Genomic DNA, 19,010 nt, shown 5'->3' on the forward strand with positions numbered 1-19,010 from the left:
CGAGACGGCGGAGGCTCGTGCACAGTGAGGGTCGTGGCCACACCTGACAAGAACGGCACGACGTCGCTCGACTCCGTATCCCTGGCGATCATCGAGCAGCTACAGGAGGACGGTCGTCGGCCGTACGCCGCCATCGGAAAGGCCGTAGGGCTCTCCGAGGCAGCCGTGCGGCAGCGCGTGCAGAAGCTGCTCGACCAGGGCGTGATGCAGATCGTCGCCGTCACCGATCCTCTCACCGTGGGGTTCCGGCGCCAGGCAATGGTCGGCATCAACGTCGATGGCGATCTCGACCCGGTCGCGGACGCGCTGACCGGCATGGACGAGGTCGAGTACGTGGTCGTCACCGCGGGCTCCTTCGATCTCCTCATCGAGATCGTCTGCGAGGACGACGACCACCTCCTCGAAACGATCAACAAGCGGATCCGCACACTGCCCGGTGTGCGCTCCACCGAGAGCTTCGTCTACCTCAAGCTCCGGAAGCAGACCTATACCTGGGGAACGAGATAGCAATGAGCGCCGACCTCTCCAAGACGGCGTACGACCACCTGTGGATGCACTTCACCCGCATGTCGTCGTACGAGAACTCCCCCGTGCCGACGATCGTGCGCGGTGAGGGCACCTACATCTACGACGACAAGGGCAAGCGCTATATCGACGGCCTCGCCGGGCTGTTCGTGGTCAACGCCGGCCACGGGCGCGTCGAGCTGGCCGAGACCGCGTACAAGCAGGCCCAGGAGCTCGCCTTCTTCCCGGTGTGGAGCTACGCCCACCCCAAGGCCGTCGAGCTCGCCGAGCGGCTCGCGGGCTACGCGCCCGGCGACCTCAACAAGGTCTTCTTCACCACGGGCGGCGGCGAGGCGGTCGAGACCGCCTGGAAGCTGGCCAAGCAGTACTTCAAGCTCGTCGGGAAGCCCGCCAAGCACAAGGTGATATCCCGGGCGGTGGCCTACCACGGCACCCCGCAGGGCGCCCTGTCGATCACCGGGCTGCCGGCGCTGAAGGCCCCGTTCGAGCCGCTGGTCCCCGGCGCCCACAAGGTGCCGAACACCAATATCTACCGGGCGCCGATCTTCGGTGACGACCCCGAGGCGTTCGGCCGCTGGTGCGCCGACCAGATCGAGCAGCAGATCCTCTTCGAGGGACCGGACACCGTGGCCGCGGTCTTCCTGGAACCCGTGCAGAACGCGGGTGGCTGCTTCCCGCCGCCGCCCGGGTACTTCCAGCGCGTCCGCGAGATCTGCGACCAGTACGACGTGCTGCTCGTCTCGGACGAGGTCATCTGCGCCTTCGGGCGGCTGGGCACGATCTTCGCCTGCGACAAGTTCGGCTACGTCCCGGACATGATCACCTGCGCCAAGGGCATGACCTCGGGCTATTCCCCGATCGGCGCGTGCATCGTCTCCGACCGGCTCGCCGAGCCGTTCTACCGGGGCGACAACACCTTCCTGCACGGCTACACCTTCGGTGGCCATCCGGTCTCGGCCGCGGTGGGCCTGGCCAACCTCGACATCTTCGAGCGCGAGGGCCTCAACCAGCATGTGCTGGACAACGAGGGCGCGTTCCGCTCGACGCTGGAGCGGCTGCACGATCTGCCGATCGTCGGCGATGTCCGGGGGAATGGTTTCTTCTACGGCATCGAGCTGGTGAAGGACAAGACCACCAAGGAGTCCTTCGACGAGGAGGAGACCGAGCGGATCCTGTACGGCTACCTCTCCAAGGCGCTGTACGAGAACGGGCTGTACTGCCGGGCCGACGACCGCGGCGACCCGGTGGTCCAGCTGGCGCCGCCGCTGATCGCCGACCAGACGGTGTTCGACGAGATCGAGCAGGTCCTGCGGGGCGTGCTGACGGAGGCGTGGACCAAGCTCTGAGATCCATCTCCGGGAGTCACCGCCACTTGAGGGCGAACCACAGCTCCATCCGGACGTCCGCGTCGCTCAGGTCCATCTCCAGCAGGGCCTCGGCGCGGGCGATCCGCTGACGGACCGTATTGCGGTGGATGTCCAGCGCCACCGCCGTACGGTCCCAGCTGCCGTGCAGCGACAGCCATACCCGCACCGTCTCCAGCAGCGCCGGCGCCCCGTCGAGCGGGGCGAGCAGGGCCCGGCCGAGCGCCCCCGCATCGGCCGGGTCGACGAGCGAGGCGACGCCGTCGGCGCGGTCGGGGACGTGCCGCACCACGGGCACCCGCTCGGCGACCGCCCGCCGCAGCGCGCGTGCCGCCTCGGCGCCCCCGCGCGCGAGTTCGGCCGCCGGTACGGGCGCCCCGGCGCCCAGCGTCCAGCCGGGCTGTGCCCGCACCTCCGCCTCGCCGGGGAGCAGGGCGGACACCTCGTCCCCGTCGAGGTCGACCAGCGGCGTTCCGAGCCCGGCCGCGAGCGCCGCCGTGGCCAGCAGCCCGTCGTCCCGGGCACGGCCGCGCCGCCGTCCGCGTACCACGGTCCACAGCCCGTCATCCCCGACGGAGGGCTCCGCCGCCCCGGGGCGCGGCAGCGAGCGGCGGAGCACCCCCGCCACCTCGGCCGGTTCGGCGCCGAGCAGCAGCCGCACCAGCGCCGCCGTGCGCTCGGTCCCGGCGGTGGCCGTCCGCCGGCCGGTGAGCAGCGCGAGCAGCACCACGGCCACCCCAACGATCGCCCCGTCCGCCCCGTCGCGCCGCGGGGCGCAGACGCCGAGGGCGAGCCGCCGGTCGCCCGGCCCGGCCTGGCCGCCGAGCCCGTACGCGGTCAGATGCAGCCGTTCGCCCGCGGGCCCGTCCGCCGTGCCTGCCGCCGAGGACGGCCCCGAGCGCAGCCGCGCGGCCAGCGCGCCGAGCGCCGTATGGACCTGCTCCGGCGGGCGCGGCCCCGCCGCCGACAGCTCGGCGCCGTCCGGTCCGTAGAGCACCGTCCACCCGCCGAGGTGCTGGCCCAGCTGGCGCAGGACGGCCGGTACGGGGTGGGGGCGCGCGGCGGCCGTCGCGAGCGACTGCTGCGCCTCGGTGATACGCCGCAGCTCATGGTGGCGGCGCTCGGCCATCGCATCCCATACGGCGCTCGCGACGGCCGTGAACGTCGTCTGCCGCGGCACCTCCACCAGCGGCAGTCCGTGCCGGTCGCACGCCTCGATCAGCGCCGGGGGCACCGCGTCGTGCACGGGCGCGATCCCGAAGCCGAGCGCCGCCGCGCCCGCCTCGACCGTACGGGCCACATAGCGGTCCCAGTACGTGCCGGCGCCCGTCGCGTCCGGACAGTGCACCCCGGCGCTGAGCAGCAGTTCACCGCCGAGGAGATACGGAACCGGGTCCTCCATCTCGCTGGTGTGGACGAGGTACACGTGCGTGTCCCGCTCGCGGCCCCCCGCGACCTGCCGCAGCCCGAGGGCGGGGTGGCCGAGGAGGCTGGAGAGGGGAACGGGGGCCGTCGGGGGGACGCGGTCATTCATCACGGCGGTGCCCTTGCTACTGGCTGGTTCATACACCCCGGAGCCCGGGAGTGGAGGAAACGTACACTTCCCGGACGCCTCGGCGACACCTAGGGTCCTGGTCACTCCCCATATCGCGATCCGCCGATCCCCGCGGACGCGTCCCTCTCATCCCCCTCCCCCGCTACGCCGATTCGTCGGACCGAGGAGCGCCTTATGACCGCTGTCGACTACACGGTGATCGTCGTCTATCTCGCGGGCATGCTCGCGCTCGGCTGGTTTGGCATGCGCCGTGCCAAGTCCACCAGCGACTTCCTCGTCGCGGGCCGCCGGCTGGGACCGACCATGTACTCCGGCACCATGGCCGCGATCGTCCTCGGCGGCGCGTCCACCATCGGCGGGGTGGGCCTCGGCTATCAGTACGGGCTCTCCGGCGCGTGGATGGTCCTCACCATCGGGCTCGGGCTGCTCGCGCTGTCCGTCTTCTTCTCGGCGCGCATCGCCCGGCTCAAGGTCTACACGGTCAGCCAGATGCTGGATCTGCGCTACGGCGGCACCTCCGGGCTCATCTCGGGCCTGGTGATGTGGGCCTACACCCTGATGCTCGCGGTCACCTCGACCATCGCCTACGCCACCATCTTCGACGTGATCTTCGGCCTCGACCGGCTGATCGCGATCGTGCTCGGCGGGGCGATCGTGGTCTGTTACTCGACGCTCGGCGGCATGTGGTCGATCACGCTCACCGACATGGTGCAGTTCGTGGTCAAGACGGTCGGTGTGCTGCTGCTGTTGCTGCCGATCGCGGTCGTCAAGGCGGGCGGGTTCGCCAAGATGAAGGCGGAGCTGCCCAGTGAGTACTTCTCCCCGATGGGCATCGGCGCGCAGACCGTCTTCACGTATGTGCTGATCTACTCCTTCGGCATGCTCATCGGCCAGGACATCTGGCAGCGCGTCTTCACCGCCCGCAATGACAAGGTCGCCCGCCTCGGCGGCACCGCGGCCGGTACGTACTGTCTGGCGTACGCGGTCGCCGGCGCGATCATCGGCACGGCGGCGAAGGTGCTGTACCCGAACCTCAGCGCCCCGGACGACGCGTTCGCGACCATCGTCAAGGACGCCCTGCCGGTCGGGGTGAAGGGGCTGGTGCTGGCCGCCGCGCTGTCCGCGGTGATGTCCACCTCCTCGGGCGCGCTCATCGCCTGCGCGACGGTCGCCAACAACGACATCTGGTCGCGGCTGCGGGGGCGTACGGTCCCCACGGACGGCGAGTCGCATGACGAGCTCGGCGGCAACCGCGTCTTCATCCTGATCATGGGTGTCGCCGTCGTCGCCATCTCCATCGCGCTGAACAACGTCGTCGAGGCGCTGACCGTCGCCTACAACGTGCTGGTCGGCGGGTTGCTCATGCCGATCCTGGGCGGGCTGCTGTGGAAGCGCGGCACGGGCGCGGGTGCGCTGGCGTCGGTCGGCGTGGGTGGTGTGACGGTCATCGCGCTGATGGGGTGGAAGGGCATCCTCGCCAACGAGCCCATCTACTTCGGGCTGCTGGCCTCCCTCGTCGCCTATGTGGCGGTGAGCTTCGCCACCAAGCCGACGGACGCGGCGGTCCTCGAAGCCTGGCGCCGCCGGCTCGCCGGCGAGCCGGCGCCCACCGCCCCGGAACCGGCGCACGTCTGACCCCGGCTCGTCCCACCCCCCACCTGAAGCACCATCGGAAAGGCAACACCACATGCGCACCGCACAGCCCGAACGGCACGGCGGCGATTTGGTTCTGGAATCCCTCACCGCGCTCGGAGCGGACACCGTCTTCGGGCTTCCGGGACAGCACGCGCTCGGCACGTTCGACGCGCTGCGGCGGTCCGGGCTCGCGTACGTGGGGTTGCGCGTGGAGAACAACGCCGGGTTCGCCGCCGACGCCTTCGCACGCGTCACCGGCTCGGTGGCACCGCTGCTGGTGTCCACCGGGCCCGGGGCGCTGATGACGCTCGCCGCGCTCCAGGAGTCGGCGGCGGCGTCGGCACCCGTGCTGGGCATCAGCAGCCAGGTGCCGACGGCCGGGCTCGGCGGGGGGCGCAAGGGCTATCTGCATGAGCTCGTGGACCAGAAGGCCTCGTTCCGCGACATCGTCAAGTCCGTCCACACGGTCCGTACGGCTTCCCAGATCCCCTCCGCGCTCGCCGCCGCCTGGGCGTCCGCGCTGGAGGCCCCGGCCGGTCCGGTGTGGGTGGAGATCCCGCAGGACGTGCTGCTGGCGCCGGTCTCCGTACCGCCGGTGACCAGCCTGCGCGCCGAGCCCCGCCCGCTGCCGCCCCGGCCCGAGCTGACCTCGGAGGCCGCCGCGCTGCTGCGGGGCGCCGAGCGCCCGGTGATCCTGGCCGGCGGCGGGGTGGTGCGCGCCGGGGCGCAGCGGGAACTGCGGGCGCTGGCCGAGAAGCTGGACGCGCCGGTGGCCACGACCTTCGGCGGCAAGGGCGCGTTCCCCTGGGAGCATCCGCTGTCCCTCCAGTCCTGGCTGGAGGACCGGCACACCACCGACTTCCTGGAGGACGCCGACGTCCTGCTCGTCGTGGGCTCCGGGCTCGGCGAACTCTCCTCGAACTACCACACCTTCCGCCCACGCGGCCGCGTCGTCCAGATCGAGGCCGACCTCGGCAAGCTGGAGTCCAACCACCCGGCGCTCGGTATCCACGCGGACGCACGCGAGGCGCTGGCCGCGCTCACCGAGGCCGTCGCACCCCGCCCCGAGGGGACGGCGGCCAAGGCCGCGGCCGGGCTGCTCACCCGGGTGCGGGAGCGGATCGAGGCGCAGGACCTGGAGCTGGAGCAGCGCGTGCTCGGCGCGGTACGGCACGCGCTCCCCGACGACTCACCCAGCTTCTGGGACATGACGATCCTCGCGTACTGGGCCTGGTCCGCCTTCGATCCGCGCGCGGGCGCCATGCACTCGGCGCAGGGCGCGGGCGGCCTCGGCTACGGGCTGCCCGCTGCCCTCGGGGCCGCCGCCGCGGACCGCGGCCGGCCGGTGCTGGCCGTGTCGGGCGACGGCGGCGCGATGTACTCGATCGCTGAGCTCGCCACCGCCCGCCAGTACGACCTGCCCGTCACCTGGCTGATCGTGGACGACGGCGGTTACGGCATTCTGCGCGAGTACATGACGGACACCTTCGGCGAGGCCACCGCCACCGAGCTGGCCCGCCCCGACTTCGTCGCGCTCGCCGAGTCCTTCGGCGTCCCGGCGGCCCGTACCTCACCGGACCGGCTGGCCGCGGACCTCGCGGACGCGCTGGCCTCCCCCGGCCCCTCGGTCGTGGTACTGCCCGCGCACCTGCGCATGTTCGCGCCCTCCCACCTCGGCAACCAGGGCTGATCGGAGGAAATGGGGGACGCCCGCGCCGAGCCTGGGGCGCGGGCCCCCATCCGAGTCCTTACCGTGCCAGTGACCCATTGGCTTCGCGCTCGTTCAGCCAAACCGGGGAACGAGACGATCGCAGGTAAGGCGAGGTGCTCACGATGGTGGCTCCGCCGGACAACGACGTGCTCTGGGCACGCACCCTGTCCTATGCCTACGGCGGCTCACCCGCCCTCCTCGGCGTCTCGATCGGCGCGCGCGACGGCGAGATCCTGGCCGTCACGGGGCCGCGCGGCTGCGGCAAGACCACCCTCCTGAAGTGCCTGTCCGGCCAGCTGGCCCCGGACCACGGGGAAGTGTGGTTCAAGAGCGCCCCCGTGCACACCCTCCCCCCGCTGGGCCTGGAACGGCTGCGGCGCGACCACTTCGGCTGGATCGGCACCGAGCCCCAGCTCGTCCCCGAGCTCACCGCCTGGGAGAACGCCGCGCTGCCGCTGCTGCTGCGCGGCACCGGGCGGCGCGCCGCCAAGAGCGCCGCCTGCGAATGGCTCGACCGGCTCGACGTCGGCGAGTGCGCCCGGGTACGCCCCGCCGCGCTCCTCCAGTCACAGCGTCAGCGGGTCGCGCTCGCCCGCGCGCTGGCCGCCGGGCCCGATGTGCTCTTCGCCGACGAACCCACCGCGCCGCTTCACCGCGCCGACCGCGCCCAGGTGCTGCGCACCCTCACCACCGCGGCCCGCACCCATGGCATCACCGTCCTCCTCGCGAGCCACGACCGGGAGGTGGCCACCCTCGCCGACCGCACCGTGGCGCTCCTCGACGGCCGCCGGGTGGGCTCCCTGCCCACCCCCGAGGCGGAGGGCAGGGCGGCGTGCTCAGTCTCCGCCTAGCCCTCGGTGCCCGTCCGTTCGTTCTGCTGCGCCGGGCGCTGGTCGCCCTCGCGGCGGCGGGCGCGGCCTTCCTGCTGCTGAGCGCCCTGGGGTTCGCGGCGGGCCATCCCGCCGATCCCAAGGGCGCGCTGACGCGGCTGCTGTGGTGTGCCGTGCCGCTGGCCGCCACCGTCCAGCTCGCCCTCGCCGTCGCCCGCACCGACCCCAGCACCCGGCCGGGCCCCGCCTTCACCGCCGCCGGTCTCGGCCCGGCCCGCTCGGCGTTGCTCGCGGCCGCCTCGATGGCGACCGCCTGCGCGCTCGGCAGCGCGCTGGCCCTGCTGACCTTCCTTCATCTGCGCGGTGACGTGGGTGGCTCATGGCTGCTCTGGGCCGGAAGCGGGGCGGCGGGCCGTCAGCTCGGCGCCGGACACCCACTGCCGCTGGCCGGAGCCGTCACGCTGGTCGCTGTCGTACCGGCGCTGGCGGGCGCGGCGTGCGCGGCGAGCCTGTGGCCCCGGCGGCCACTGGCCGCCGTCCTCACCGTGACGACGGGCCCGGTCGGCCCGCGGCCGGACCAGGCGACGTCCGTCCTGCCGTGGGGCATCGCGCTCACCGCCGCCGGGCTCGCCCTGGAGGCGTACGCGGGCAGCGGCGCGCCCCCTCGTCCCGACGCCCTCCTCTCCGCGTCCGGCCGACTCGGCGGCAGCCCGCCCGGTGTGGTGGGCGGCTGGGTGCTGACGGCGGTCGGACTGGTCCTGGCCGGCCCCGGACTCACCCATCTGTGCGGCCGCCTGCTGGCCATCGGACGACCGGGCGTACTGCGGCTGCTGGCCGGGCGCGTACTGCAGCAGGAGGCCGGGCTCATCGGACGCCCCGTCGGCGCGCTGTGCGCCATCGGCTCCGCCGCGTACGCCGCCATGGAGCTGTACGGCACGCGCTCCGGCCCGTCCGGGGGCCATCTCTTCGGCCCGCTCTCCGGCCTGGGCACGGCCCTTGTCCTGATGTGCGCCGCCGCCACCACCCTCACGGCGGTGCTGGAGGCGAGGAGCGCCCGGGAGCGAACGACCGCCGCGCTGCTGCGCCTTGGCGCACCGGCCCGGCTGCTGCGCGGCGCGGCCACCGTGCGGGTGACGGCCCTGCTGCTGCTGTTGGCTCCGCTGATGTGGGCGGTCGGGCATCTGACGGCGACGCCGTTCACGCATTGAACGCACCCGACCGAGGCGCAATACCCCAGCCGCCCCACCCCACCGCGCAGTGTGACTAGCATGTCGCCGTGCAGACCGATGACGCCTCCACCCCAGCCATCGACCGGGAAATCGAGTCCCTTGCGGAGTTCGACCAGGTCGTCGCCCGCGGCACCCTGGCCGGGTTCCGGGTCCAGTCCGTCGATCTGACGGGCCGTACGTCCACGCTGCTCTCCCTCGACATCGCCGAGGCGGTCTTCCTCGGCTGCCCCATGGAGTCGGAGGCCGCGGCCACCGTACGGGCCCGGGGCGCGCTGGTGTTCCCTCCCGTGCCGGATCTGCCGTTCGATCCGTACCGCGGCACCCTCTACTCCCCGGTGGAACTGTTCGGGGGTCTGGCGGAGCACGGGTACGCGCGGACGCCGGACGCCCTCTCCTACGCGTGGTTCCAGCGGACCAAGGCGGACGGCGACATCTTCGCCTCGATGCTGCGCTCCATCCACGACGACGCCGTCTCCGACGCGCTCGACGAACTCCTCGTCGGCACCCGGGTGGTGGGCGTCATGGGCGGGCACGCGCTGGAGCGCGGATCCGCCGGGTACGCGGGCGCCGCCCGGCTCGGGCGGGCGCTGGCGCGCTCCGGGCTGACGGTCGCGACGGGCGGCGGGCCGGGCGCGATGGAGGCCGCGAATCTGGGCGCGTACACGGCGCCGTTCGAGGACCCGATGCTGGACGAGGCGCTGGAGCTGCTCGGCAAGGCGCCCTCGTTCCGGCCGTCCATCGGGGCGTGGGCCGACGCCGCGTTCGGCGTGCGCGAGCGCTGGCCGGACGGCGGCACGTCGGTCGGCATACCCACCTGGTTCTACGGACACGAGCCGCCGAACGCCTTCGCCTCGCACATCGCCAAGTACTTCGCCAACGCGACACGCGAGGACGGCCTGCTGGCGCGCTCGACCGCGGGGGTGGTCTTCCTCCCGGGCGCCGCCGGGACCGTACAGGAGATCTTCGACAACGCGACGCCGAACTACTACGAGTCGCGCGGCGAGCCGACCCCGATGGTGCTCGTGGACCGCGACCACTGGACCCGGCGGCTGCCGACCTGGCCCCTGCTCGAAGCGCTCGCGGAGGGGCGGTCCATGAAGGCCCGTATCGCGCTGGTGGGCTCGGTGGACGAGGCGCCGGACGCGCTCGCGTCCCTGCTGGGCTAAGCGGATGCGGTGAAGGCCACCGCTGATCCCTCGCCGTTCGGCCTGGCCGAGGGCTTGGACGCCGAGAAGGATCAGCACGTGACTTCGCCGTAACCGCTCAGGGAGTCCGCAGGTCAGGCGCCCGGGTCCAGCACCACCACGTCCGCGGCGTCGAAGGCCACCCCGACCCGGTCGCCCGCCTCCGGGGCGTCCCGCAGCGCACAGGACGCCTCCAGGCGCGGGGCGTCCGGGTTCGACGGCCGCAGGATGAGCGCCACATGGTCGCCGCGGAAGGTGCGCGCCGCCACCGTGCAGGGCAGGCCCCCGGAGGGGGAGGTGAGCCGCACCCCGGCCGGGCGGACGAGGAGGCGGCCCGGCCCCGGGCGGGAGCCGGGCGGCACGGGCAGCTTGCCCCAGCAGGTGTCGGCGGTCTGACCGTGCACGACCGCCTCGATCACGTTGTCGAAGCCCAGGAAGCGGGCGACGAACTCGGTGGCCGGCCGCTGCCACACCTCCAGCGGGGTACCGGACTGGGCGATCCGGCCGTCCTCCATCACCACCACCCGGTCCGCGAGCGCGAACGCCTCGCCCTGGTCATGGGTGACGGCGAGGACCGTGGTGCCCAACCGGCCGAAGAGCTCGCGCAGTTCCACGACGAGCCGCTCCCGCAGGCCCCGGTCGAGCTGGCCCAGCGGCTCGTCCAGCATCAGCACCCTGGGCTGCGGGGCCAGCGCGCGGGCGAGCGCCACGCGCTGCTGCTCACCGCCGGAGAGGGACGCGACGGACCGCCGCTGGGCGCCCGGCAGCCCGACCAGTTCCAGCACTTCGGCGACCGTACGGTCCGCCTCCGCGCGCCCCACCTTGCGCATCCGCAGCCCGAAGGCGACGTTGCCGCCCACATCCCGCTGCGGGAAGAGCTGATGATCCTGGAACATGAGCCCCACCCCGCGCCGATGGGTGGGCACCCCGCTCTGGTCGCGGCCCGCGAGCCACACCCGCCCGGCGTCGGCACGCTGCAGTCCGGCCACCACGCGCAGCATCGTGGACTTGCCGCTGCCGCTCGGCCCCAGCACGCACACCGTCTCGTGCTCGTCGACCTCCAGGTCCACGGCGTCCAGCGCATCGCGCCGGCCGAACCTGACCGACACGTCGTCCAGTCGCAGCAGCGTCATTCAGAACTCCCCGGAACGGTCGGTGCGGATGCGCTCCAGCGCCAGCAGGGACCCGGCGCAGACCAGCATCAGGATCGTGCTCAGCGCCATCGCCTGCCCGTAGTTGAGCTGTCCGGCGCGGCCCAGGAAGCGGGCGACGGCCACCGGCAGGGTCGGATGGTCGGGCCGCGCGATGAACACCGTCGCCCCGAACTCGCCCAGCGAGACGGCGAACGCGAACCCCGCCGCGACCGCCAGCGCCCGCCCCACCAGCGGCAGATCCACCTCCCGCCAGACGCGCAGCGGGGACGCCCCGAGCACGGCCGCGGCCTCGCGCAGCCGGTGGTCCACGGCCCGCAGGACGGGCAGCATGGTCCGTACGACGAAGGGCACGCCGACCAGGGCCTGAGCCAGCGGCACCAGGACCCAGGAAGCGCGCAGATCCAGCGGGGGTTCGTCGAGCGCGATGAGAAAGCCGAAGCCGACGGTGACGGCGGAGGTGCCGAGCGGCAGCATCAGAAGCGCGTCGAAGCCCCGCACCAGCCTGCCGGCCCCGCGGGTCAGCGCGGCGGCGGCCAGACCGCCCACGACGAGCGCGAAGAGGGTGGCGACGGCGGCATACCGCAGGGAGTTCCCGATGGCATCCACGGGGGCCACGTAGAAGGTCCCGCCGCTGTCGGCCGCGGACCGGAGCGCCCGGTAGTACGTGAGACCGTAGCCGTCCGGGGCGGCGAGCGAGCGCTCCACCAGCACCGCGAGTGGAGTGACGATCAGCAGCACGACGACGGCCAGCACGCCCCACAGCAGCGCCCACTGCGCCGGGCCCTGCGGGCGGCGCGCCGTCCGCTCGGGGGCGACGAGCCGCAGGGCGCTCTCCCGGCGCCGTACGGTCCACGCGTGCAGGGCGAGGACGGCCGCGACCGCCGCGAACTGAATGACGGTGAGCACGGCGGCCGTCGGCAGGTCGAGCAGTTGCGCGGTCTGCCGGTAGATCGCCACCTCCAGCGTGGCGTAGCGCGGACCGCCCAGGATCTGGATCACGCCGAAGGAGGTGAAGGTGAACAGGAAGACCATCAGGGACGCGGCGGCCACGGCGGGGGCGAGGGCGGGCAGCGTCACCCGGCGCCAGGCCGCGAGACGGCCGGCGCCGAGCACCCGGGCCGCCTCCTCCTGGCGTGGGTCGAGCTGGGCCCACAGCCCGCCGACGGTCCGCACCACGACCGCGTAGTTGAAGAAGACATGGGCGAGGAGGATCGCCCAGACGGTTGTGTCGAGCCGTACGCCCCACAGCTCGTCCAGCACCCCGCCGCGCCCGAGCAGCGCCAGGAACGCGGAACCGGCGACCACGGTCGGCAGCACGAAGGGCACGGTCACCACCGCGCGCAGCAGCCGCTTGCCGGGGAAGGCGAAGCGGGCGAAGACATACGCGCCGGGCAGCGCCACCGCGAGGGTCAGGGCGGTCGAGGCGGCCGCCTGCCAGCCGGTGAACCAGAGGATGTCCCGCGTCGCCGGATCGCTCACCACCTCGGCGATCCGGCCGAGCCGCCACCGGTCGCCGACGCGCAGCCCCCGGGTGACGATGGCGGCCACGGGATAGGCGAAGAAGATCGCGAAGAAGGCGAGGGGCACGGCCATCAGGGCAAGCCGCGGCGCGGCGCCGCGAAGGCCGTTCCTCTCGTCCTTATGGCTGTCGTCGGCCGCCTTACGGTTCTCGCCGGGCTCTACAGAACGAGCGAGGACCATGCCTTGACCCACGGCTCACGGTTCTTGGCGATCTTCTGCGGTGCGAGGGTGGCCGAGTCGGCGATCTTCACCCCGTACCGGGTGAAGAGCTCGGGCAGCTTCGCGTCCTCGCGCGCCGGGTTGACGTACATGTTCAGCGGCACGTCCTCCTGGAACCGCTTGCTCAGCAGGAAGTCCAGCAGGGCCTTGCCGCCCTTGGTGTTCCCCGCGCCGTTCAGCAGCCCGGCGAACTCGACCTGCCGGAAGCAGGTCCCGCTCGCCACCCCGGTCGGGGCCTTCGCCGGCTTGGCCTTCGCGTCGGCCACCTCGGCGGGCGGGCTGGAGGCGTACGAGACGACGAGCGGCCGGTCGCCCTTGCCGCCACCGGCCGAGCCGGAGAAGCGGTCGTAGTACGCCTGCTCCCAGCCGTCGACGACCTCGACGCCGTTGGCCCGCAGCTTCTTCCAGTAGCTCTTCCAGCCGTCGTCGCCGTACTTGGCGGCGGTGGCGAGGAGGAAGCCGAGGCCGGGCGACGAGGTGGCCGCGTTCTCGGTGACCAGGAGATTCTTGTAGGCGGGCTTGGTCAGATCGTCGAGGGTCCTGGGCGGCGTCAGCTTCTTGTCGGCGAAGTACTTCCGGTCGTAGTTGACGCAGATGTCGCCGAAGTCGACCGGAGTCACGCGGTGCTTCGCCCGGTCGAGCTGGAGGGCGGCCGGGACCTTGTCCAGGCCCTTGGCCCGGTACGGGGTGAACAGGCCGTTGTCGAGCGCGCGGGAGAGCAGGGTGTTGTCGACACCGAAGAACACATCGCCCTGCGGGTGGTCCTTCGACAGGATCGCCTGGTTGACGGCCGCCCCGGCGTCACCACCGGCCTGCACCCGCACCTTGTAGCCGGTCTCCTTGGTGAACTCCTTGAGTACGGCCTTGGAGGCCGCGAAGGAGTCATGCGTGACCAGGGTGACGGTCTTGGAGCCCGAGGCGCCCTTGGAGTCCTCGCCACAGGCGACGAGGACGGAGAGGCCGAGTGAGCCGAGGAGGGCGGTCGCTATGGCACGCCGAAGGTGGCTGTTCATGGTGATGCTGACTCCCTACGCCGGTATGACCCGGATCAGGTCCGAGGGTCTGCGGCCGTGCCGCACTCTCAGCGCTTCGTGCGCTCCCCTGTCGGAATGTTCACTTGTACGACGATCGCAGGACGCAATGACGCCCAGGCACCGTATCAGCCGGTCCTCAGCGCTCCGAGGCCGCCAGCTGTCCGCACGCCCCGTCGATCTCCTGCCCCCGGGTGTCCCGGACGGTCACCGGCACCCCGTGCGCCTCCAGGGCCGCCACGAACGCCTTCTCGTCCTGCGGCCGGGACGCGGTCCATTTCGAGCCGGGCGTGGGGTTGAGCGGGATGAGGTTGACATGAACCCGATGACCCTTGAGCAGCCGGCCGAGGAGATCGGCGCGCCAGGCCTGATCGTTGATGTCCCTGATCAGGGCGTACTCGATGGAGATGCGGCGGCCGGACTTCTCCGCGTACTCCCACGCGGCATCCAGGACCTCGCGCACCTTCCAGCGGGTGTTGACCGGGACGAGGGTGTCGCGCAGCTCGTCGTCGGGCGCGTGCAGTGACACCGCGAGCCGGCACTTGAAGCCCTCGTCCGCGAACCGCAGCATCGCCGGGACCAGCCCCACGGTCGAGACGGTGATACCGCGCTGGGACAGGCCCAGCCCGTCGGGCTCGGGGTCGGTGAGCCGGCGGATGGCGCCGACGACGCGGCTGTAGTTGGCCAGCGGCTCGCCCATGCCCATGAAGACGATGTTGGACAGCCGCGCGGGACCACCGGGGCCGCGTTTCCCATCGGGGGACGACCCCCCAGACCCCCCGAATTCCCCGTCCCGCAGCGCCCGCATCCCGTCGACGATCTGGTGCACGATCTCGGCGGTCGACAGATTGCGGTCCAGACCCGCCTGGCCCGTGGCGCAGAACGGGCAGTTCATCCCGCAGCCGGCCTGAGAGCTGATGCACATGGTGACCCGGTCCGGGTAGCGCATCAGGACGGACTCCACCAGCGTGCCGTCGAAGAGCCGCCACAGGGTCTTGCGGGTCGTGTCGTCGTCACAGCTGAGGTGCCGCACCACACTCATCAGCTCCGGCAGCAGCTCGGCCGCCAGCCTCTCCCGCGCGGCCGCCGGGATGTCGGTCCACTGGGCGGGGTCGTCGGCATAGCGGGCGAAGTAGTGACGCGACACCTGACCGGCCCGGAAGGGCTTCTCCCCCAGTGCGGCGACGGCCTCGCGGCGCTGCTCGGGGGTGAGGTCGGCGAGATGCCGCGGGGGCTTCTTGGCCCCACGCGGCACGGCGAAAGTCAGTTCTCCGGGCTTAGGCATGGTCCACCCAGTGTCGCAGACGTGCGAAGGGCCCCGTGCCAGGAGCGGCACGGGGCCCCGGAGGGCGGTCGTCAGCCGCCTACGAAGATCACGAGCAGCAGCCACACCACGGGCGCGGTGGGCAGCAGCGAGTCGAGCCGGTCCATGATCCCGCCATGGCCGGGGAGCAGCTTGCCCATGTCCTTGATGCCGAGATCCCGCTTGATCATGGACTCGCCGAGGTCGCCGAGCGTCGCGCTGACCGCGACCGCGAGGCCGAGCAGCAGCCCCTGCCACCACAGGCCGTCCTTGATCAGGTACTGCATGCACAGCGCGCCCGCGACCATCGCGAAGGCCACCGCGCCCAACAACCCCTCGCGGGTCTTGCCGGGGCTGATGCGCGGCGCGAGCGGGTGCTTGCCGAAACGCCAGCCGACCGCATACGCCCCGGTGTCACTGACCACGGTCAGCAGCAGGAAGGTGAGCACCCGCTGCGGGCCGTCCGGGGTGTCGAGCATGAGCGCCACGAACGTGGCGAGGAACGGCACGTAGAAGGCGGCGAAGACGCCCGCCGTGACGTCCCGGAGGTAGTCGTCGGGCGGCTCGGTCATCCGCCACACCAGCACCGCGAGCGCGGTGAGCGAGACCGCCACCACCGCACCCTGCGCACCGCGCACATAGCCGGCGACGACCATGGCGACGCCGCCGACGGCGAGCGGCACCAGCGGGACCCGGATGTTCTTGCACTCGGCCAGCCGCGAGGTCAGCTCCCACAGCCCGACGACCACCGCGACCGCTATCACGCCGATGAACACCGGCTTGTAGATGAAGAGCGAGGCGACGATGACCACGCCGAGGCCGACGCCCACCCCTATCGCGGCGCGCAGATTGCGCCCGGCGCTCTTCTTCACCCCCTGTCCGCCGCCGTTGCCGCGCGCGCCGTCTCCGCTCATGGGGTCGGCCGACGGGGGGTCGGGGGGCGTCGGCGGGCGCCCGGCGGGCTGCCGGGGGCCGGGCTGCGGCGCCCGCTCGTCGCGGAACAGGGGGCCGCCCAGCGGGGCGGCCCCCCGGTCACGGTCGGCCGCATCGCCGGAGCCGCCGCCGGCGTGAGGCACGGTGGGCATGGGCCGAGTCTGCGCCGCCTCGTCCAACGTGTGTGCGGGACCCGCCGACGAAGGGGGCACCTCCCAGCCGTAGCCGGGCGAGGTGCCCTGATCGCCCGGTCCCCACACTCCGGCGCTCGGCGGTGGGGCCCCCCAGGAAGACTCGTTCATCAGACCTCGAGCAGCTCGGCTTCCTTGTGCTTGAGCAGCTCATCCACCTGCGCGACATACTTCGCGGTGGTGTCGTCGAGCTCCTTCTCGGCGCGGCGGCCCTCGTCCTCGCCGACCTCGCCGTCCTTGATGAGCTTGTCGATGGACTCCTTGGCCTTGCGCCGGACGCTGCGGATCGAGATCTTCGCGTCCTCGCCCTTGCTCTTGGCGACCTTGATGAATTCCTTGCGGCGCTGCTCGGTGAGCTCGGGGAACACCACTCGGATGATGTTTCCGTCGTTGCTCGGGTTGACACCCAGGTCCGAGTCGCGGATCGCCTGCTCGATATTGCGGAGCGCGCTCTTGTCGAACGGCGTGACCACGGCCATCCGCGGCTCCGGCACCGAGAACGACGCCAGCTGGTTGATCGGCGTCAGCGCACCGTAGTAGTCCGCCACGATCTTGTTGAACATCGCCGGGTGCGCACGCCCGGTGCGGATCGCGGCGAAGTCCTCCTTGGCGACCACAACGGCCTTCTCCATCTTCTCCTCGGCCTCGAGGAGGATCTCTTCGATCACCACTTGCTCCTGGTGTTATCCGTAAGCAGAGCCTCGCCCCTGCGTGCGTCCATCTCCTGCACGGTGTCCGACCGGCAGGCCGTTGTCCATCCCCCGTTCGAGCCGTCAGGCCCGGGAGCCCTGGTCGCTCACGAGAGTGCCGATCTTCTCACCCTTCACCGCACGCGCGATATTTCCTTCGGCGAGGAGCTCGAAGACAAGGATGGGGAGCTTGTTGTCCCGGCAGAGGGTGATCGCGGTGGCGTCGGCGACCTTGAGGTCGCGGGTGATCACCTCGCCGTACTCCAGGGCGTCGAACTTCACGGCGTCCGGATTCCGGGCGGGGTCGGAGTCGTAGACCCCGTCCACGCCGTTCTTGCCCATGAGCAGGGCCTCGGCGTCGATCTCCAGGGCGCGCTGGGCGGCGGTGGTGTCCGTGGAGAAGTACGGCATGCCCATGCCCGCGCCGAAGATGACCACGCGCCCCTTCTCCAGGTGGCGCACCGCGCGCAGCGGAATGTACGGCTCCGCGACCTGGCCCATGGTGATGGCGGTCTGGACCCGGGAGTCGATGCCCTCCTTCTCCAGGAAGTCCTGGAGCGCGAGGCAGTTCATGACCGTGCCGAGCATGCCCATGTAGTCCGAGCGCGCCCGGTCCATGCCGCGCTGCTGCAGCTCGGCCCCGCGGAAGAAGTTGCCGCCGCCGATGACGATGGCGATCTCGGCGCCGTCCCTGACCACGGCGGCGACCTCGCGGGCGATGGCGTGCACGACGTCGGGATCGACACCGAGTCCCCCGCCTCCGGCGAACGCCTCGCCGGACAGCTTCAGCAGGAAACGACCGTGTGGGGCTTTGCCCTGCGCGTTCTTGTCGTCGGCGGCCTGTTTGGCGTCCGCGCCCTGATTCATTGGAGATCTCCTCGTGCACATACGAAGAAGGCCATTGCCGGACGGGTCCTCGATCGACCTCTGCGGCAATGGCCTCCTCGTCACATCTGCGGCCGACCGGTTGACGGTTGGCTGCCTACGACCCTATCGGGGTCGCCGGTCATTCGCTGCTCGGCTCAGACGCCGACGCGGAAACGGGCGAAGCGCTTGAGCGAGACACCGGCCTCGTCCAGAACCTTCTGGACGGTCTTCTTGTTGTCCTTGGCGAATGCCTGGTCCACCAGGACATTCTCCTTGAAGAAGCCGGTCACACGACCCTCGACGATCTTCGGCAGGGCGGCCTCGGGCTTGCCCTCCTCGCGGGCGGTGGCCTCGGCGACCCGACGCTCGTTCTCGACCGTCTCGGCCGGAATGTCGTCGCGGCTCAGGAACTTCGGCGCGAAGGCGGCGATGTGCTGCGCGACGTCCTTGGCGACCTCGGCGTTCTCCTTGTCCAGCTCGACCAGGACGCCGACCTGCGGCGGCAGGTCCGGGCTGGTGCGGTGCATGTACGTGGCGACGTAGGCACCGGAGAAGTGCGCGAAGCGGTCCAGGACGATCTTCTCGCCGAGGGTCGCGTTGGCCTCGTCCACGAACGCCTGGACGGTCTTGCCGGCCTCGATCTCGGAGGAGAGCAGCGCCTCCAGGTCGGCCGGGGCCGCCTTGAGGGCGTGGGCGGCGATGGCGTCGGCGACGGCCACGAACTTGTCGCCCTTGGCCACGAAGTCGGTCTCGCACTTCAGCTCGACCAGCACACCGGAGGCCTTGTCGTCGGTGATGACGGAGACGACGGCGCCGTTCTCGGCGGTGCGGCTCTCGCGCTTGGCCACACCCTTCTGGCCCTTGACGCGCACGATCTCTACGGCCTTGTCGACGTTGCCCTCGGCCTCGTCCAGCGCCTTCTTGCAGTCCAACATGCCGGCGCCGGTGAGCTCACGGAGCTTCTTGACGTCAGCGGCGGTGAAGTTCGCCATGATCTGTGAATCTCTTCTCGAAAGTCGAAAGCTCTACGGGTGAACGGCGAGGGCGGCGCCACCGCACCGTCCCCCGC

Annotated in this window: 16 protein-coding genes and 1 riboswitch; of the genes, 7 read left to right on the forward strand and 9 right to left on the reverse strand. The window is 71.8% G+C overall.

Annotated features, from left to right (window positions below; genetic code table 11):
* Positions 1 to 33 precede the first annotated feature (33 nt).
* Complete coding sequence (locus ABZU99_RS26920; protein WP_355948165.1) at positions 34 to 507, forward strand: Lrp/AsnC family transcriptional regulator; 474 nt, start codon at positions 34 to 36, stop codon at positions 505 to 507.
* 2 nt (positions 508 to 509) lie between these two features.
* On the forward strand, positions 510 to 1,871 hold the full coding sequence (locus tag ABZU99_RS26925; RefSeq protein ID WP_355948164.1) for an aspartate aminotransferase family protein: 1,362 nt from the start codon (positions 510 to 512) through the stop codon (positions 1,869 to 1,871).
* A 16-nt stretch (positions 1,872 to 1,887) separates the two neighbouring features.
* Here ABZU99_RS26925 and ABZU99_RS26930 read toward each other — a convergent pair whose 3' ends face one another.
* Positions 1,888 to 3,423, reverse strand: coding sequence for a PucR family transcriptional regulator (locus ABZU99_RS26930; protein ID WP_356047097.1), 1,536 nt, complete (start codon positions 3,421 to 3,423; stop codon positions 1,888 to 1,890).
* 195 nt (positions 3,424 to 3,618) lie between these two features.
* On the opposite strand from ABZU99_RS26930, the gene ABZU99_RS26935 reads away from it, so the two are divergent.
* From ABZU99_RS26935 to ABZU99_RS26955, 5 genes are all read left to right on the forward strand, one after another.
* Positions 3,619 to 5,079: a sodium:solute symporter gene (locus ABZU99_RS26935; protein ID WP_356047095.1), complete on the forward strand. Its 1,461-nt coding sequence runs from the start codon at positions 3,619 to 3,621 to the stop codon at positions 5,077 to 5,079.
* A gap of 52 nt (positions 5,080 to 5,131) precedes the next feature.
* On the forward strand, positions 5,132 to 6,769 hold the full coding sequence (locus ABZU99_RS26940; protein ID WP_356047093.1) for a thiamine pyrophosphate-binding protein: 1,638 nt from the start codon (positions 5,132 to 5,134) through the stop codon (positions 6,767 to 6,769).
* Between the two features lie 143 nt (positions 6,770 to 6,912).
* Positions 6,913 to 7,641, forward strand: coding sequence for an ATP-binding cassette domain-containing protein (locus tag ABZU99_RS26945; RefSeq protein WP_356047092.1), 729 nt, complete (start codon positions 6,913 to 6,915; stop codon positions 7,639 to 7,641).
* The gene (locus ABZU99_RS26950; RefSeq protein ID WP_356047090.1) at positions 7,623 to 8,828 is read left to right on the forward strand and encodes a hypothetical protein; all 1,206 of its coding nucleotides are present in this window, start codon (positions 7,623 to 7,625) and stop codon (positions 8,826 to 8,828) included. The genes ABZU99_RS26945 and ABZU99_RS26950 overlap by 19 nt, the downstream gene beginning before the upstream one ends.
* 68 nt (positions 8,829 to 8,896) lie before the next feature.
* On the forward strand, positions 8,897 to 10,015 hold the full coding sequence (locus tag ABZU99_RS26955; RefSeq protein ID WP_356047088.1) for an LOG family protein: 1,119 nt from the start codon (positions 8,897 to 8,899) through the stop codon (positions 10,013 to 10,015).
* A 113-nt stretch (positions 10,016 to 10,128) separates the two neighbouring features.
* Here the strand turns inward: ABZU99_RS26955 and ABZU99_RS26960 are convergent, their stop codons facing one another.
* The 8 genes from ABZU99_RS26960 to tsf all read right to left on the reverse strand — a co-directional run bounded on the left by ABZU99_RS26960 (position 10,129) and on the right by tsf (position 18,933).
* The gene (locus ABZU99_RS26960) at positions 10,129 to 11,166 is read right to left on the reverse strand and encodes an ABC transporter ATP-binding protein (protein WP_355948144.1); all 1,038 of its coding nucleotides are present in this window, start codon (positions 11,164 to 11,166) and stop codon (positions 10,129 to 10,131) included.
* Positions 11,167 to 12,780: an iron ABC transporter permease gene (locus tag ABZU99_RS26965; protein ID WP_355948236.1), complete on the reverse strand. Its 1,614-nt coding sequence runs from the start codon at positions 12,778 to 12,780 to the stop codon at positions 11,167 to 11,169.
* An 86-nt stretch (positions 12,781 to 12,866) separates the two neighbouring features.
* Positions 12,867 to 13,940 carry a thiamine ABC transporter substrate-binding protein gene (locus ABZU99_RS26970; RefSeq protein WP_355948143.1) on the reverse strand — a complete coding sequence of 358 codons (1,074 nt, stop codon included), beginning with the start codon at positions 13,938 to 13,940 and terminating at the stop codon, positions 12,867 to 12,869.
* Positions 13,936 to 14,040: riboswitch (TPP riboswitch) on the reverse strand. (Overlaps the previous gene by 5 nt.)
* A 57-nt stretch (positions 14,041 to 14,097) precedes the next feature.
* Entirely contained in the window at positions 14,098 to 15,243 is a 1,146-nt protein-coding gene (gene rlmN, locus ABZU99_RS26975) for a 23S rRNA (adenine(2503)-C(2))-methyltransferase RlmN (RefSeq protein WP_355948141.1), read from the reverse strand.
* 71 nt (positions 15,244 to 15,314) lie between these two features.
* Positions 15,315 to 16,496, reverse strand: a complete 1,182-nt coding sequence (locus ABZU99_RS26980; RefSeq protein WP_356047085.1) for a phosphatidate cytidylyltransferase — start codon at positions 16,494 to 16,496, stop codon at positions 15,315 to 15,317.
* Positions 16,496 to 17,053 (reverse strand): ribosome recycling factor, encoded by a 558-nt coding sequence (gene frr, locus ABZU99_RS26985; protein WP_355948136.1) that lies wholly within the window; start codon positions 17,051 to 17,053, stop codon positions 16,496 to 16,498. Before frr ends, ABZU99_RS26980 begins: the two co-directional genes overlap by 1 nt.
* A gap of 105 nt (positions 17,054 to 17,158) precedes the next feature.
* A complete protein-coding gene (gene pyrH / locus ABZU99_RS26990; protein ID WP_355948133.1) occupies positions 17,159 to 17,941 on the reverse strand; it encodes a UMP kinase in 783 nt (260 codons plus the stop codon).
* A 155-nt stretch (positions 17,942 to 18,096) separates the two neighbouring features.
* Positions 18,097 to 18,933 (reverse strand): translation elongation factor Ts, encoded by an 837-nt coding sequence (gene tsf, locus ABZU99_RS26995; protein ID WP_355948131.1) that lies wholly within the window; start codon positions 18,931 to 18,933, stop codon positions 18,097 to 18,099.
* Between the last annotated feature and the right edge of the window lie 77 nt (positions 18,934 to 19,010).

The sequence above is a fragment of the Streptomyces sp. NPDC005266 genome, from assembly GCF_040607655.1.
In the GTDB taxonomy this organism is placed as follows: Bacteria; Actinomycetota; Actinomycetes; order Streptomycetales; family Streptomycetaceae; genus Streptomyces.

Excerpts from the sequence above, each read along its gene's own strand:
- ABZU99_RS26925 (WP_355948164.1), top strand. The coding sequence starts at position 510 with ATGAGCGCCGACCTCTCCAAGACGGCGTACGACCACCTGTGGATGCAC.
- ABZU99_RS26930 (WP_356047097.1), bottom strand. The coding sequence starts at position 3,423 with ATGAATGACCGCGTCCCCCCGACGGCCCCCGTTCCCCTCTCCAGCCTC.
- ABZU99_RS26935 (WP_356047095.1), top strand. The coding sequence starts at position 3,619 with ATGACCGCTGTCGACTACACGGTGATCGTCGTCTATCTCGCGGGCATG.
- ABZU99_RS26940 (WP_356047093.1), top strand. The coding sequence starts at position 5,132 with ATGCGCACCGCACAGCCCGAACGGCACGGCGGCGATTTGGTTCTGGAA.
- ABZU99_RS26945 (WP_356047092.1), top strand. The coding sequence starts at position 6,913 with ATGGTGGCTCCGCCGGACAACGACGTGCTCTGGGCACGCACCCTGTCC.
- ABZU99_RS26960 (WP_355948144.1), bottom strand. The coding sequence starts at position 11,166 with ATGACGCTGCTGCGACTGGACGACGTGTCGGTCAGGTTCGGCCGGCGC.
- ABZU99_RS26965 (WP_355948236.1), bottom strand. The coding sequence starts at position 12,780 with ATGGCCGTGCCCCTCGCCTTCTTCGCGATCTTCTTCGCCTATCCCGTG.
- ABZU99_RS26970 (WP_355948143.1), bottom strand. The coding sequence starts at position 13,940 with ATGAACAGCCACCTTCGGCGTGCCATAGCGACCGCCCTCCTCGGCTCA.
- rlmN (WP_355948141.1), bottom strand. The coding sequence starts at position 15,243 with ATGCCTAAGCCCGGAGAACTGACTTTCGCCGTGCCGCGTGGGGCCAAG.
- ABZU99_RS26980 (WP_356047085.1), bottom strand. The coding sequence starts at position 16,496 with ATGAACGAGTCTTCCTGGGGGGCCCCACCGCCGAGCGCCGGAGTGTGG.
- pyrH (WP_355948133.1), bottom strand. The coding sequence starts at position 17,941 with ATGAATCAGGGCGCGGACGCCAAACAGGCCGCCGACGACAAGAACGCG.
- tsf (WP_355948131.1), bottom strand. The coding sequence starts at position 18,933 with ATGGCGAACTTCACCGCCGCTGACGTCAAGAAGCTCCGTGAGCTCACC.